Origin of the sequence: Myxococcus sp. NMCA1, from assembly GCF_026810205.1 — a bacterium.
GTDB lineage: Bacteria > Myxococcota > Myxococcia > Myxococcales > Myxococcaceae > Myxococcus > Myxococcus xanthus_A.
In genome coordinates this window covers 2,865,942-2,881,812 of sequence record NZ_CP113950.1, presented here as the reverse complement: position 1 = coordinate 2,881,812, position 15,871 = coordinate 2,865,942, and the positions used below count along the sequence as shown (strand labels likewise).

The window sequence follows — 15,871 nt, the reverse complement described above, 5'->3', positions numbered from 1 at the left end:
CATGAGCCTCAAGAACATGCTGTCCGCCGCGGCGCTGGCCGTGGCGCTGCTGTCCGCCCCGGCCGCCCTGGCCATGGAGCAGGCCGAGCAGGTGAAGCTCCTGGCCACCATCGACGACCGCCAGCGAAACGGCGGCGACTACAAGGCGATGGTGTACATGGAGCAGAAGGAGAAGGGGAAGGCGGACCTCGTCTACGAGCTGGTCGTCTACCGCCGCGATGCGGACGACAAGCTGATGATGCTGTTCACCAAGCCCAAAACGGAGGCGGGCAAGGGCTACCTGCGTCTGGACAAGAACCTCTGGAACTACGACCCCAACGTGGGCCGCTGGGAGCGCCGCACCGAGCGCGAGCGCATCGCCGGCACTGACAGCCGCCGCGCGGACTTCGACGAGTCGCGGCTGGCCGAGGAGTATGACCCGTCCTACGAGGGCGAGGCGAAGCTGGGCAAGTACACGGCCCACCTGCTGACGCTGAAGGTCAAGCCCGGCGTGGACGTGGCCTACCCCGTCCTCAAGGTCTGGGTGGACAAGGCGTCCGGCAACATCCTCAAGCAGGAGCAATACGCCCTGTCCGGCCGGAAAATGCGCACGGCGCTCTACCCCCGCTGGAAGAAGATGTTCAGCGAGTCCAAGAAGGACGACGTCTGGATGCCGGAGGAGATGCGCATCTACGACGAAATCGAGAAGGGCAACTCCACCACCATCCTCGTCAAGACGGTGGACCTGCGTCCGCTGGAAGCCAACCTCTTCACCAAGGCGTGGCTTGAGAGCAAGAGCCGATGACCCCGCGCACGCTCACCCTGGCCGCGGCGCTGTCCGCGGCCCTCACCGGCGCGCCCGCGTGGGCCCAGTCCGAGGAGCGACCCGACGAGGACGCGCTCTTCGGAGGCGGGCAGGAGAAGACGCCCGCGGAGGCACCCACGGGCGAGGACTCGGGCCGGCCTGACGAGGATGCTCTCTTTGGCGGTGACGGCTCGGAGCCGACGGTGGACGTGGCCCCTGGCACCACCGGTGGCGCCACGGAGCGGCAGCCGCCGCTGACCGCGCCTGACGAGGACCGGGACGCGGACGTGTTGAACGGCCCTGCGACCCGGAGCGCCTTCGACACCGAGGACGTGGTGGACGATCCGCTGAAGATTGGCGGTCAGTTCTACCTGCGCGGCTTCATGGCGGGCAGCGAAAACACCTCGCTCCGCCAGACGTCCTTCTCCGCCCCCACGCTGGTGGACGGCTACCTCGACGCGCGCCCGTCCGACCGGATCCGTGGCTTCGTCGTGGGACGCTTGAACTACGACCCCGCCATGCCGCCCCGGAGCACGCCGGACGCCCCGGCGAACCCACGCGTGCTGCTGGACCAGGCGTGGCTGCGCTTCGACCTGGAGCGCACGGTGTTCTTCACCGTGGGCAAGCAGCACGTGAAGTGGGGCACCGGGCAGATCTGGAACCCCACGGACTTCCTGTCGCCCCAGCGAAGAGACCCGCTGGCCTTCGTGGACCTGCGCACGGGCGTGTCCATGTTGAAGGTGCACGTGCCCTGGGAGTCCAAGGGCTGGAACGTGTACGGCATCCTCGTCATGGATGACCTGGGCACGGACGTGGGCGCCATCACCGACCCGAGCGGAAGCCCCACGTCCCAGGCCGGCGGCAGCGACCCGGTCAACCGGCTGGGCCGCCTGGGCGGCGCGCTGCGCGCGGAAGTCCTGCTGGGGCCCGCGGAGCTGGGCGCCAGCGCGGTGGCGCAGAATGGACGCAAGCCCCGCTTCGGGCTCGACGTGTCCACGCCGCTGGGGCCGCTGGATGTCTACGCCGAGGTTGCGCTGAAGGAAGGCACGGACCGCCCGCTGTACCGCATTCCGGAAGGAACGACGCTCGAGGACATCGCGCAGAACGGCGTCCAGGTGGAGGCCTACATTCCCTCGGGGCTCACGCCGCAGATGACGGCGGGCGCGACCTACAGCTTCTCCTATGGGGAGAACGACCTGGCCGTGCTGGGCGTGGAGTACTTCTTCAACTCCACGGGCTACACCGGCTCGTTCGGGTATCCGTACCTGCTGCTGAAGGACGCCTTCAACCCTCTCTATCTGGGACGGCATTACGGCGCCGCGTACCTCTTCCTGGACCGGCCTGGCCCCCTGGAGCGGACGTCCTTCAACCTGTTCACGCTGGGCAACCTGTCGGACCGCTCGTTCACCACGCGGCTCAACGTGATGCACCGGGCGCTCACGTATCTCACGGTGGAGGCGTACGGCTCGGTGAACTACGGACGGCGCGGCGGTGAGTTCCGGCTCGCCGTTGATGTGCCGGAGGGACTCGTCGTGGACGGGCAGCCGATTCCGGCCTTCTCCGTACCCGCGCCGACGTTCCAACTGGGAGCGGGGCTCCGCATCAGCCTCTGAGTCCGTCGACTCGTCCTGAGGTGCCCAAGGGCCGTGCTCCCCTGCTTCCGGGAGCGCGGCCCTGGGTGTTTTCAGGGCTCGAGCAGGCAGTTTCGGGGCTGCCCGCCCTGCGAGCTTCCCGTCGGGCGCCGTACAGGCAGTTGGGGTGTCCGAGGGCGGACGGATGGACAGATTTCTGCCATGCCCCTTTGGATTGCCATCGCTGCAGGGTTGGGCCTCGGCCAGTCACCGAACGCGCCGGTCATGATTCCTCCCGAGGACCCTTCCATCCGGGACCCGGCCGCAGCGGCGCTCCAGGACGCGAACCAGCAGGCGGCGGAAGAGATTGAAGGGCTGAGGCCCCCGGCGGGCTACGTCTATGAGGCGCCGGAGGATGCGTCACCGCGCGACTTCGTGCTGACGCCCGTCCTGCCCGACGGCGCGCCACCGCCGACGGCGGGGCAGGTCGCCGCCGAGGAGGCCACGCAGCGCTACGAGCCAGTTCCCTCGCCCCTGGAGGCGCTGCAACAGGAACAGGCCGCGATGGGTGGGAGCGGACAGCAGACGGGGGCTGACGGCACCTCGACGGGCCAGGACACCACGGGTGGGACGACGAGCGGTGCGGGTGGTTCGGGTGTGACGGGGCAGGACGTGAGTGGCACAGGCACGACCAGCGCAGTCCCCTCCCCTGCCCCCGCGACGCCGGCCTTCATTGGCCGCTCGGAACCCATCGGCCGCTCCGAGCCCATTGGCCGCTCGGAACCCATCGGCCGCTCCGAGCCCATTGGCACGCCGCCCACCGTAGCGCCCGTGAACAACCCGATGGGCACTGGCGGCGCAGGAACGCCGAACACGAATCAGCCGACGCCCGCGCAGCAGATGGAACAACTGAATGAGCGGATGAAGCAGCTCGAAACCCAGCTCAACGAGCGCGACGCCGACCTCACCGTGCGAAACCAGGCCGTCCAGCTCCAGGCGGACACCTACGGCGACCGCGCGGTCGACGTGGAGCAGGCGCGACAGGACCGGCTGACCCAGATTCAGACCGCCGGACAGTGGATGCTCGCGGCGGACACTGCGCTGGAACAGGGTGAGCTGGACGTCATCAATGCGCTCGACATCGCCGACAACGCCTTCGTCGACTTGCGTGACAGCGCGGAGGAGGACGGCCAGGGCATTGTCGTCGTCCACGCGGAGCGCCTGCGCGCGCTGCTCAATCTCGCCCGTAACTTCGTCAACAACCGCGACGGATACAATGCCCGGCTCGCCCTCCAGGATGCAGGCATCCAGCTGAGCATCCTCCGCGCCGCCAACCTCGAGCGGCAGGCCACCGGCAACGTCCTGCTCAATCCGTGAACGACGGCGTCGCCCCCACGGGGGGACTCTGCGGACGAGCGATGAGGTAGCCCTGCACGAAGTCCACCCCGTGCGCGCGGACCCAGCGCAGCTCCTCGTGCGTCTCGATGCCCTCCGCCACCGTGCGGATGCCCAGTGTCCGCGCAATCTCCAGGAGCTTCTCCACGATGGAGCCCTTGTACGGGTCCAGGTGGACGTCACGCACCAGCTCCATGTCCAGCTTGATGATGTCGGGACGCAGCCGGTGGATGAGGTTCAGTGACGAGAAGCCCGCGCCCAGGTCGTCCAGCGCCACCTGGAAACCCGACTTGCGGTAGAAGTCCACGATGCCGCGCAGATGCTCCGCGTCCGCCGTCTGGTCCGTCTCGATGATTTCGAACACCACCCGCTCCGGCGCAATGCCCGCCGCGTGGATGGCCTCCACCGTGGAGCGAAGACAGACCGTGGCGTCGTAGATGGCCGTGGGCGTGAAGTTGATGAAGAGGTGCGTGTCCAGCCCGTGCTTCACCGCCTGCCGGATGGCCGTGGTACGCGCCGCCAGGTCCAGTTGGAACAGCAGGTCCGCCTCGCGCGCCGTCTGCATCATCCGTCCGGGCAGCACCAACGTGCCGTCCGGCTCCAGGCCTCGCATCAACGCCTCGTGCGCGAAGATGCAGCGGGTGTCCTGCGCATGGACGATGGGCTGGAAGTGCGTGGTGAGCCGCTCCTCGGAGAGCAAATCCACCAGCCACCCCGCGCGCGTCCGCGTGACGAGCCGCTGGAGTGAGCCCACCCGGGGATAGTCACCCAGCCCGGGCTCCGCCGCCCCCGGCATGAACAGCGCCCGGGTGGCCCGCGCCTCCTCCTGCGTGAGCGCGGCCAACAGGTTCGATGCCAGAGGCGACAGCGCCGCCTCCGGCACCCACACCTCGACGCAATGGGCTTCGGCACGCACCTGGACCTCGTGCCGCGCCTCCCGGAGGAAGGACAGCAGCCGGCCCTGGCTGTGCCCCACCGGGCTCCACAGGAACAGACGCCCGGCGCCCTCCGCGATGGGAGGAAGCGTCTGGCACCTGCCGCAGGACCGCGTCGGGGTGTCGCTCATCCAGACAGCCTACTCCGTCGTCTCGCGGAAGATGAGCAGGCCTCGCGAGGAATCCGTCGCGTACACGAATCCGTCGCCCGGCACGTGCACCTTGCTCAGTCCTTCGAGGAACACGACGCCGTGGCCCGCATCCGTCTCCCGCCAGGTGTTGTAGTAACCCACCTGCTGGGGCGAGCCGGGGACGGACACGTCCACGATGCGCAGGCCATCCTGACCATAGGCCATGTAGACCTTCGTCCCGGCGAACGCCACCGAGCGGATGGACACCTCCGGGCGCGTCCGGAACTCACCCGTCCGGGCCACCGTGGCCGGCGCGCTCACGTCCAGCACGCTCAGGTGCGCGCCCCAGTCCTCGCCCGCGTCGAACGCGTAGGCGCGGTCTCCCACCATGCCGACCGCCGTGGCGGCCGACGTGCCGTTGGCGAAGCGGCCCAACAGCTTCGGGCTCGCCGGGGTGGTGACGTCCGAGACGGTCATTCCGAAGGACCAGTTGCTCACGTAGAGCCGGCCGCCCATCGCCGAGACGTGCAGGGGCACCTCCCCCGCCAGGGGCTCCGCGCCCTCGACGAAGTACCGCCTGAGCTGCTTCGGCTCCGCGGGCGTGGCGACGTCGTAGACGTACACCTCCGCGTTGGGCGCGGGCGACGCCGCGTACAGGACGTTTCCGTCCAGCGCGAGGGAGTTCACCTCCACCACGGACTCGGGCACGGAGCGCAGGCGGACAGGTACCGCCGGGTTGGTGATGTCGAACACGGCGATGCCGCTGCGGCGGCTGGCCACATAGAGCGTGTTCCCGTTCACCAGCGCGTCCGTGTAGTAGTCGTTGGACAGCTCGTACTGGCGGACCTGGCGCGGCTGCGAGGGGTCGCTCAGGTCGAAGGTGATGAGGCCCTTGGCCCCCGCCGTCACGTAGGCGTGGCCATGGGCCACCGCGACGTTCGTGGCCGTGGCTTCGGTCAGCTTCACCTCGCTGACCAGCTCCACGCCGGACGCCTCCGCTTCACCCGCGCGGCGGCCCAGCCGGATGGCCTCGAAGGTGCCCTTCATGTCCGCAGTGCCATTGGCGCAACGCCGGAAGATGCCCGACATCTGCCCGGGCCCGGACGAGGAACACCCGGCGACGGCGAAGCGCATCGTCACGTTGTTGGAGCCCTGGAACTCGCTGGCCAGGAAGAACGACTCCGGGGTGCTCTGCCGCTCCGTGGCGGCGAGGCCCATCAGCATCTGGGTGTTGCTGCCCCCTCCCGACAACCGCATCGCGGCCGCGGCACCGGAACGGTCGTTGAGGTTGATATTGAGGTTCCAGATGCCCTCGGGTTGTACGGCGGAGAGGCTTGAAAGCTGGCAGGCCGACAAATCGATGGCCTCGACCTGACACTCCGCCTTGGGAACGGACGGATTGTCATTGCCGCAAGCGGTGGCGAGCGCCAGGGTGCTGGTGAGTGCGAGGAGGCGTTTCATGCCCCCATGCATATCATCCGGCGCCAGCACCCAACGAAACAGCGCGCTCCCCCGGCCTCCGAGGGGGCGATGCCCACTGCCCGTCAAGTAAACGGAAAGAAATCGTCGGGGCGCTTGTATACCTGGACCGCTGGGAGGCAGCCTCCCTAGCAGGTGTAGTCTCGCCGGTACCCCACCCACAGAGGTGCCTTCAGTGAACCCCCGTCCCCTCGCCGCAGCCCTGCTCGTCGTGCTCTTCCCGGGGCTCGCGCTTGCCCAGTTCTACGTCGTGCCCCGAAGACCCGGGAAAACGGCGGTGAACAGCTACGAATTCGAGTGGCGACACACGGATATCCTCGTCGGACCGGGGGCCACGGGTCTGGCGGAACCTCCCGAGCGGACGGCTCACGAACAGCCACCGGAAAGTCCGGGCGGCGCCAACCCGGGCGCGCCCACCACCTCGCCGGACGAGGGCGACACGAAGGCGCCTCCCACCGGTCCGCCCTCGGAGACCACGGGAGGCACGTCCGAGCCCCAGTCCCAGACGGGGCTGCCCGGCAGCACGCCGGTGGTGCTCGGGGGGGCGACCGACGCGGGCGTGCCGCCTTTGACGACGGGTGAAGACGGGAGCGTCCCGGAGAGTGGCCTGGCGGCCGCCGACGGGGGGACGGAGGACGGCGGTGCCCTGGCCGCGGCCGATGCGGGGACGGCGGATGGCGGCACGCTCGCGGCCGGTGGTACCGACGGCGGCGAGCAGGACGCGGGCGCCACCTACCTGATGGCCAGCGACTCCGATGACGACGGCGGGACGGTGCTGGGCGGCGGCCAGTCGGTGTTCGCGGGCGCGGACGGTGGGTTCAACTACACCTACGCGAAGTCGCTGGGGGACAAGTCGGGCGGGGTGCGCTTCTATTTCTATGAGCGTGAGCGCATGGTGGCCGAGCGCGCCGCGCCGCTCATCGAGGAGGCCTACCGGTACCTGGTGGATCAGTTCAAGTACGTTCCCACCAAGACGTTCCCGTACATCCTCTACAGCAGCTACCAGGAGTTCCTGCAGACCAACCTCTTCGCCGTGTCCGAGGGCACGCTCGGTCTCACCAGCACCGGCGAGGACCTGAAGCTGACGCTGCCGTACCTGGGTGACCACCGCCTCTTCGAGGAGGTCAGTACCCACGAACTGGCGCACCAGTTCACCATCCAGAAGGTCCGCACCGTGGCCGAGCAGGCCAAGATGTTCGGCGACCCGCTGCAGGCCATTCCGCTGTGGTTCATCGAGGGCCTCGCCGAGTTCTACGCCAAGCGCGGCATGGACCCGGAAGCGGAGATGCTGGTGCGGGACCTGCTGGTGAACCCGGACCTCTTCAAGGGCTACGCCTTCCTCGACTTCTTCTCCCCCGGGCCCTACGGCTACCTGTGGATCTACAAGGTGGGCCAGGTCCGTGTGTCCTTCCTCGAAGAGGAGTACGGCGCCGGCTTCATCCAGCGCGTGCTGGAGGAGTCACCGAGGCTGGCGGGTGGCTCGCGCGATTCACCGTCGCTCAAGTTCGAGGAGCTGCTTGAGCGGCTCACCGGCGACAACCCCAAGCGCATCTCCGCGCGGTTCGAGAACTGGCTGAAGCGCCGGGCCTTCAAGACGTACCTGGCGTCCGAGCAGTCCGCGCCGGCACTGGACCTGCTCGACAAGGCGCCCGGCTACACCACCGCCATGGCGTCCTCCCCGTCGGGCAACGTGCTGGGGCTGCGCACCATCGTCCCGGAGACGGGTGAGAGCCGGCTGTACATCATGGATCCGCGCGTGCCGGACAAGACGGTGAAGGTCGCGGGTGACGGCGTGCCGGGCGTGGAGTCGTTGCACCCCATCTCCGGACGCAGCTTCGCGCTGACGAACGACAAGCTGGCCTTCATCGCCGAAATCACCGGGCGCGACGTCATCTACGTGCAGGACTACACGCACAAGTCGGAGCGACGAGGCGCGGACGTGCTGGTGCGCCGCAACGCCATCCGGACCGGCATCGACCGGGAGGTGGGCCTGGTGGTCGACCTGAGCCTGGGCGGACGCACCGCGTACCGCATCGACCGGCACGGGCTGCTCGCGGCGTACTCGCCGGCCTTCTCGCCCGACGGCCGGTGGGTGGCCTTCATCGGCATCAACGACGCGGGTCTGCGGGACATCTACGCCATCGACCTGCAGGCGGGCCCGGACGCCCCGCCGCTGCAGCTCACCGACGACGTGTTCTCCGAGCGCGAGGTGACGTGGGGTCCCTCGGGCGTCATCTTCACGTCGGACGCGACGTCTCACCGCCAGTTCAACCTCTTCCGCGTGCGTCCGGACGCGCCCCGGCAGGTGGAGCGCCTCACCAGCGAGGAGCGGGACCACACGGCCCCGGTGGCCCTGGCGGACGGACGCCTCTTCTTCACCGCCTTCAACAACAGCAGCTCCGATTTGCACGAGCTGACGAAGGACGGCCGCATCGTGCGGCGCACGGACCTGACGACGGGCGTCTTCGAGCCCGGCCCGGGCCCGGACGGCAGCCTGTGGATGCTGTTCCACGTCTCCGGTGAGCGCCGGCCCGCGGTGCTGCGCCCGCCGCGCATGCTGGCGCTGGACGTCCCCGCCGAACCGCCGCCGGAGCCGCCCAACCCGCTGGCGGTGCGGCCCCTCACGGACGCACAGAACTACGAGCCCTTCACCCGGCAGAACCTGGAGTTCGGTCCCTTCTTCGGCTTCGCGGGCGCGGGCGGCGGCGGCTTCGTGGGCCAGCTGTTCGCGGCGGCCAGTGACCGCATGAAGGACCACCAGTTCCTGCTCACCCTGGCGGTGTACGGCAGCTTCGACCTGACGGACGGCTACCTGCTCTACGTCAACGACAAGTCACGCATGACGTGGGGTGGCGGCATCTTCCAGTCCCTGCGCTTCCGCGTGGACCGCACCTTCGAAGGTGAAGAGGGCGCGCAGAATGCCTTCTTCACGTCGGGTGAGCGCTTCTTCGGCGCGCTCGGAAGCGTGCGCTACCCGCTGAGCACCTTCCTGTTCGTGCAGGGTGACCTGGCCATTGGTGGCACCCGGTACTTCCTGGACGACTACACGGAGTTCGAGCTGTTCTTCCCCGAGCGCAACGCGGCCAACCGGGAGCTGCTGACGGCCTGGAACGCGCGAAACCGCGCCATCCGCTTCCAGACGGAGCTGAGCGGGCAGATTGGCTACGACAGCCTGAAGTACCACTACGCCACCGGCCCGCTGTCGGGCAGCGCGGCCATGCTGGAGACGACGGTGGGCGTGCAGCCCTTCGACAACCAGGCCTACGGCAACGTGCGCGTGGACGCGGAGCGCTACTTCCCCATCTACGGCCGCGCCAACATCTTCATCCGCGGCGGCCTGGGCACCACGCTGGGAGGCCGGTACGCGCGCTCCTACTTCCTGTCATCGTTCGACACGCTGCGCGGCGTGAACTTCGGCGACATCCAGTGGCTGCTCGGCCGGCACTACATCTACTCCACGCTGGAGGCGCAGCTGCCGCTCAACGACATCATCCGGGTGGCCTTCCTCAGCGACCTGGAAGCGATTGCCGCCATCGACGCGGGCGGCGTCGGCGAGGGCCGGGATGACTTGTGGAACCACCGCGTGGTGAACGGCGTCGTCGGTTTCAACCTCGCGCTGGGCCCCCTGCTGCTGCGCCTGCACTTCGCCCGGCCGTTCGACGTCGGCGCCGCTGCCGGCCGGCCGGACCCGGGCTGGGTGACGAACTTCTCGCTGGGCATCGCCGGCCTCAATGGCTTCTTCGACCAGGCGAACACCGGGAAGAGCGTCGGCCCATCGCCGACGCCCATGTCCCCGGCCCTGATGCCCTCCCTGGGAGGCGGCTACACCGCGCCGCGCCGCTGAGGCGGCGTCAGGACTGCGCGGCGACGAGGGCGGCGTTGGCGCGGGCCATGGGCCCGCCCTCCATGGGGATGCGCTCGAAGTCGCCGCGCAGCGCCTTGATGGCGAACTTCTCCAGGTCGATTTCCCGGCGGGTGCGCACGCCAAGCACGCGCAGCAGCTCGGACAGGGGGCTGAAGCCGGACACGCTGTGCTGGAGCAGCATGCCCCCCGCCACCGCGGTGAGCCTCCACCAGCGGCCGCCGTCCCGCTGGCCCAGCAGCAGGCCCAGCAGGCCCAGGGCCGACGTGCCCACGGCGAGGGCGCGGTTGATGTCCCACTCGCGCTCCAGCCGGGCGAGGTAGCGCGTCATCTCCGCGCGGTCCCCCTTCTCCGCCATGTACCGGACGCAGCGCTCCACGTGCTCGTCGATGCGCCGGTTCACCACCAGCGGCGTGTGGACACGCACGGTGTCTGACGACGTCTGGTTCCACGATTCCATATGAGGCCCTCTCTCCCTGACGCGGCGCGCCCCCTCTTCTCTTGAAGCTAGGACCGCCGCCGCCCCCCGTGCACAGCCCACGCGGGGAAAGGGGCCCCGTTCCGCCCGGCCGCCTGCCCCGCCAGGGGCCCCTTCGCGTCCCATTCCCTCCAGGGTGGGACAAGCAGCCAGGTTGGGTAATCCGTTTCCCTTGCACGCGACGGTGGGTGCCTGCGTGCCGACTCAAGCGTTCGCTCTCCACCAAAAAGGGACCCTGGAGGCGGGCACAACCGTTGCTTTGCGCCGGGGTTGATGACTCCTTCTCGATTGCTGCTGTGCCTGCCGCTGCTGAGCCTGTGGGCCTGTGATGGAACCCAGGCGGAGCGGCCACCGTCCCTCCAGGACCCTCCGGGCGTGGAGAATCCGCAAACGCCCCCTGGCGAGGAGGAGCCGCAGCCGACGCAGCCGACACCGGTGGACCCGCCTCCCGTCGACCCGCCTCCGGTGGATCCGCCTCCGGAACCGCCACCGCCCGTGCCGGAGACGGAGCGGCCCTTTGTGATGCCGCCCGTGCAGACGTCGGTGCCGCAGTACGAGCTCATCATTCCCGAAGAGACGATGCGGATGTTCGAGGCGGACCCTTGGACGCCAGAGCAGGGCGGCCTCTTCAAGGCGAACGGGACGACGTACCGCGTGCAGGTGCGCCTGCGGGGTGCTTCCGCGCGATTCTTCCCGAAGAAGAGCTGGAACGTGAGCTTCGAGGACGGCGTGCGTTTCGAGGGGAGGACGTCACTCAACCTCGTGGCCGAGTACGCGGACGCGACGCTGCTGGCGGAGAAGCTTGCCTTCGACCTGTTGGAGGCCATGCGCGTCCCCGCGTCGAAGGGCACGCTGGTGCGGCTCAACGTCAACGGCGTGTACCAGGGCGTGTTCCTGGAAATCGAGCAGGTGAACAAGGCCTTCCTGCGGGCGCACGCCTACGCCGACACGGATGGAACCATCTACCGGTGTGGCTGGAAGGACTGCGAATTCAAGATGGTGAAGGTGCCGTACCAGGGTGACTGGGCGAAGAAGACGAACGAGTCCCAGCCGGACGACAAGCTCTGGGAGATGGTGGGCGCCATCAACCACACGCCCGAGCCCCAGTTCGTCAGCGAAATGGAGAAGCGCTTCGAGCTGGAGCACTACCTGCGCGCCATGGTGATGGACGCGCTGATGTCCAACAACTACGTGGAGGACTCGGAGAGCTACTTCATCTACGACCGCGCGGTGGCCAGGTGGTCCTACGTCCCGTGGGACCTCAACAACGTGGACTCGCGCTGGTGGCACCCCATCAGCGTGGAGGACATGAGCCAGAGCACCAGCAACATGCGCCACCCGCTGTTCAGCTTCACCCTCACCGACGAATGGGTGGCGAAGATGTACGAGCAGCGCAAGCTGGAGACGGCCTCGTACCCCGGCTACCTGCCGGTGTTCTCCAACCTGGCCACCCGCGTGGTGATGAACCCCGTGCTGCGCGAGCGGCTGGAGGCGCGGCTGGACAAGGCGTTGGACGAGCTCTTCACCCGCGAGGTGATGGACGCGCACATCGACAAACTGCACGCGCTCATCGACCCGCACATGCGTGATGACCCCTTCATGGACTACGGCCGCTTCTCCGCGGGCCGCGCCTACCTGAAGCGCTACGTGCGCGAGCGCCGCGACTTCATCTTCAAGGAGCTGGAGCGGCTCGCGCAGCAGCAACCCACGCTGGTGCTGGAGGCCGTCCACCCGCGTGAAGGCTGGGTGGAGGTGGGCAACCGCACCTCGGCGCCCATTTCCCTGGCGGGCATGGTGCTGACGACGCAGCTGCGCATCAGCCTGGCGCAGAGCCCCGGCCACTTGCCCACGCAGGTGCGTGCCCCCATCGGCGCGGTGCTGCCGGAGCTGATGGTGGCCCCGGGGCAGCGCGTCCGCCTCAACGCCGCGCAGCTGGGCATCCAGATGCCCGCCAACGGCGAGATTGGCCTCTTCGACGGGCGCTCCGTGGTGGGCGTGAAAGACCTGCTCTTCTACGGCGACCTGGGCGCGGGCAAGCGCTACGAGCGCGGCGCGCGGGGCTGGGAAGTGCGCTGAGCGCGGAGGCGAGCCTCACCTGAGCGCGGCGCTCCTGGACTCCGGGGGCGCCGCGCTGCGTTTCAGGGCCGCATGCGGACCTCCAACGTCCGCTTCGCGCTCAGTCCCCGGTCATCGGTGACGAGAATCTCGTGGGAGCCCACGGACGGCGTCCACCACACGCGCTCATCGGCGCGCGCCGTCCCCAGCAGGGCACCGTCCACGAACCACGTCAGTGCCCGCTCGTGTGAGGCCTCCGCCTCCAGCGGCACCTCCTGTTGCGAGGCCGGGACACCGGGAATCAGCACGGCCACATGTCCCGGCGCGGGGGAGACAATGGACGGGGCCGCGCGCGCCCCCCCGGGCTCGCAGCCAGGCGCGGCGGCGGGTGGCTCCGGCAGGCGCCGGTGCTGCTCCTCAAGCCAGCGGCGGATGGTGGCCGGCCACGACACGTACACGCGCGTCTCCGTCTTCCGCCCCGTCCGGCACATGGGGCCCACCGACAGCCCCGTGGCCACGTCCACCTCCACGTGCTGGTGGTACGGGCAGCGCGTGGTGGGCACCGCCGAGCGCCGCGCGTAGACGTGCTTGCGCTGCACGCAGGCATCCGTCGGCAGGTGGCCCGAATAGGCGCAAACCTCCACCACGGCCAGGTCATCGGGCGGATTCATGCTCTCGTCCGGCAGGTTGAGGCCGCGCGGACCCACGCCCTCCAGGATGTCGAACAGCACCGGCCCCGCCGCGTCAGCGCCCACCAGGTGCACGCTGGGCGTGTGATTGAAGTTCCCCAGCCAGACGACAGCCGTGTGCCGCGGCCCCGAGCCCGCCGCCCACGCGTCGCGGTGGCCGAAGCTGGTCCCTGTCTTCCAGTGCACGCGCGCCGGCATGCCCGTCAGCCGACGGCGGGCCGGGAAGTCCGGCCGGTCCCTCAGCGACAGCGCCTGGCGCGTCAGCCAGGCCGCGCCAGGGGACAGCACCTCCACCGGCGCGGCCGCCTTCTCGTCCAGCAGAAGCCGCAGCGGCGGCGCGCGTCCATCCCCCGCCAGCGCGACGTAGACGCCCGCGAGCTCCAGCGGCGTCAGCTCGATGCCGCCCACCGCCGCGGACAGGCCGTAGTACCCGGGCTCCTGCACCAGGCTCGTGACTCCCGCCGATTGCAGGGCGCCCAGGAAGCGCTCCACCCCCACGCGCTCCAAGAGCCGCACGAAGGGCATGTTGAGCGACTGGGACAGCGCGTACTCCAGGCGCACCAACCCCTGGAAGCGGCCGTCAAAGTTGCGCGGCGCATAGCCGCCGTAGGCCGTGGGCACGTCCGCCACCAGCTGCTCCGGCCCCACCATTCCCAGGTCGATGCCCATGGCATACAGCAGGGGCTTGAGCGCCGAGCCCGGCGAGCGCGGCGTGGCGAAGCCGATAATCTGCCCGCCGTGCTTCTGGTCGAAGAAGTCGAAGTTGCCTACCAGCGCGAGCACCTCCGCCTGCTGCCGGTCCACCACCACCGCCGTCCCGTTGTAGATGCCCCGCGGCGCCAGCCCCACCGCCGCGTCCCGCATCAACCGCTCCACCATCCGCTGCGTGCCGGCCTCCAGCGTGGTGCGCAGCCGGGCCTGCTCCGGCCGCTGCGTGCGCAGCCACACCGCCACGTGTGGCGCCTCACGGGGAAAGGGCTTCAGGTCCGTGGGCACAGGCGTGTCGCGCACCTCGCGCAGCACCGTCTCCGCCGACACGCGGGCCGCCTCGGGCCCTCGGGGAAGCGCCTCCACGTCCAGCAGCCTTCGCGCCACGCCGTCGCGCGCCGACTGCAACCGGGCCGTGTTCTGCGCCGTGGGGAAGCGCCGGTTCGGGTTCTGCGGCACCGCCAGCAGCGTGGCAATCTCCGCGGGGCTCAGGTTCGCCGCCGTGTGGCCGAAGTACGCCAGCGCGGCCGCCTCCACGCCTTCGACGTTGCGCCCGTACGGGACGAACTGGAGATAGGCCGCGAGCACCTCCTGCTTGGACAGCCGCACCTCCAGCTGCATCGCCCGGAAGGACTCGATGATTTTCGACGTGAAGGTGCGGGGCCGCGGCTCCAACACGCGGACCAACTGCATCGTCAAAGTCGAGGCGCCGGACACCCGCCGCCCCGTGGACAGGTTGCGTGTCGCCGCGCGCAGCACCGCCAGCGGGTCCACGCCCGGGTGGTGGAAGAAGCGCTTGTCCTCCAGGGCCAGCAGGGCCTGGACGTAGTCCGGGTCCACGCGCTCCAGCGCCGTGGGGATGCGCCAGCGCTCGTCCGGGGCCAGGAAGACGTGGGCCGGCGTGCCGTCCCGGTACTCCATCACCACCGATGCGGGCGCGAAGAGACGGGCCGGCATGGGCACGCGCCAGGCGGCCACCCACGCGGCCACGGTGAGGCCCAACAACCCCAGGCCGACGGGCAAGAGCTTCCGGGTGATTCGACGGGCACGGCTCATGAGACGGTGAATCCCAGGCATATACTACGCGCAATGAATGCCTTTGAAATCGACGCCATCCTGACGTCCATTCTCGACGACCGGCGGCTGACACCCACCGAGCGGCAGGCGTTGCAGGCCGTCCTGGCGGAGCGGCGGGCAGGCGAGGCCCTGCTCACCCTCTTCCGCACCCAGGCCTTCGCCCTGGCGCGAGCGTCGATGAAGGACGCGCGCTCCCGGGAGGTCATCTCCTGGCTCGAGGAGACGGTGCAGGCGCTGCACGCGCCCGAGCCCGAGCAGACGTCGCGCATGGAGGCGCACTTCTCTCCGGGCGAGGGCCCGCTCAACGCCATCGTCCAGCAAATCCAGTCGGCACGCGGTTCCATCGACGTCTGCGTCTTCACCGTGACGGATGACCGCATCACCCGCGCGCTGCTGGACGCCCACCGGCGCGGTGTGCGGATGCGAATCGTGAGTGACGATGACAAGGCCATGGACCCGGGCTCCGACATGGAGCGGCTGGGGGACGCCGGCATCCCCATCCGCCTGGACAGGACGTCCGCGCATATGCACCACAAGTTCGCCGTGTTCGACCGGCTGCGGCTGGTGACGGGCAGCTACAACTGGACGCGCTCGGCCGCCGAGTACAACCACGAGAACGTCCTGGTATCCGACGACGCGCGGCTGGTGCAGCCCTTCAGCCGCGCGTTCGACGCGCTGTGGGAGACGCTCGGCTAGGAGCGTCTCCC

At 69.3% G+C, this 15,871-nt stretch carries 10 protein-coding genes; 6 read left to right on the top strand and 4 right to left on the bottom strand.

The features are described 5' to 3' along the window. The first annotated feature begins 1 nt into the window (after position 1). The 3 genes from OZ403_RS12435 to OZ403_RS12425 all read left to right on the top strand — a co-directional run bounded on the left by OZ403_RS12435 (position 2) and on the right by OZ403_RS12425 (position 3,732). Entirely contained in the window at positions 2-784 is a 783-nt protein-coding gene (locus OZ403_RS12435) for an outer membrane lipoprotein-sorting protein (RefSeq protein ID WP_140789782.1), read from the top strand. Continuing rightward, positions 781-2,397 (top strand): hypothetical protein, encoded by a 1,617-nt coding sequence (locus OZ403_RS12430; RefSeq protein WP_140789780.1) that lies wholly within the window; start codon positions 781-783, stop codon positions 2,395-2,397. The genes OZ403_RS12435 and OZ403_RS12430 overlap by 4 nt, the downstream gene beginning before the upstream one ends. A gap of 243 nt (positions 2,398-2,640) precedes the next feature. After that, positions 2,641-3,732 (top strand): hypothetical protein, encoded by a 1,092-nt coding sequence (locus tag OZ403_RS12425; protein WP_268784299.1) that lies wholly within the window; start codon positions 2,641-2,643, stop codon positions 3,730-3,732. Here the strand turns inward: OZ403_RS12425 and OZ403_RS12420 are convergent. Both OZ403_RS12420 and OZ403_RS12415 read right to left on the bottom strand, forming a co-directional pair. Continuing rightward, positions 3,722-4,816, bottom strand: coding sequence for an EAL domain-containing protein (locus OZ403_RS12420; protein ID WP_268784298.1), 1,095 nt, complete (start codon positions 4,814-4,816; stop codon positions 3,722-3,724). The genes OZ403_RS12425 and OZ403_RS12420 overlap by 11 nt on opposite strands. A 9-nt stretch (positions 4,817-4,825) precedes the next feature. Then, positions 4,826-6,277 (bottom strand): LVIVD repeat-containing protein, encoded by a 1,452-nt coding sequence (locus OZ403_RS12415; RefSeq protein WP_268784297.1) that lies wholly within the window; start codon positions 6,275-6,277, stop codon positions 4,826-4,828. 184 nt (positions 6,278-6,461) lie between these two features. On the opposite strand from OZ403_RS12415, the gene OZ403_RS12410 reads away from it, so the two are divergent. Next, positions 6,462-10,139 carry a tolB protein precursor protein gene (locus OZ403_RS12410; RefSeq protein ID WP_442929771.1) on the top strand — a complete coding sequence of 1,226 codons (3,678 nt, stop codon included), beginning with the start codon at positions 6,462-6,464 and terminating at the stop codon, positions 10,137-10,139. Between the two features lie 7 nt (positions 10,140-10,146). Here the strand turns inward: OZ403_RS12410 and OZ403_RS12405 are convergent, their stop codons facing one another. Further along, a complete protein-coding gene (locus tag OZ403_RS12405) occupies positions 10,147-10,617 on the bottom strand; it encodes a hypothetical protein (RefSeq protein WP_237078250.1) in 471 nt (156 codons plus the stop codon). A 288-nt stretch (positions 10,618-10,905) separates the two neighbouring features. Here OZ403_RS12405 and OZ403_RS12400 point away from each other — a divergent pair, with 288 nt between their 5' ends. Beyond that, positions 10,906-12,711 carry a CotH kinase family protein gene (locus tag OZ403_RS12400; protein ID WP_442929770.1) on the top strand — a complete coding sequence of 602 codons (1,806 nt, stop codon included), beginning with the start codon at positions 10,906-10,908 and terminating at the stop codon, positions 12,709-12,711. A 62-nt stretch (positions 12,712-12,773) separates the two neighbouring features. Here the strand turns inward: OZ403_RS12400 and pbpC are convergent, their stop codons facing one another. Continuing rightward, on the bottom strand, positions 12,774-15,143 hold the full coding sequence (pbpC, locus tag OZ403_RS12395) for a penicillin-binding protein 1C (protein WP_237078248.1): 2,370 nt from the start codon (positions 15,141-15,143) through the stop codon (positions 12,774-12,776). A gap of 33 nt (positions 15,144-15,176) precedes the next feature. On the opposite strand from pbpC, the gene OZ403_RS12390 reads away from it, so the two are divergent. Beyond that, entirely contained in the window at positions 15,177-15,860 is a 684-nt protein-coding gene (locus tag OZ403_RS12390; protein WP_140789770.1) for a phospholipase D-like domain-containing protein, read from the top strand. The last annotated feature ends 11 nt before the right edge of the window (positions 15,861-15,871 follow it).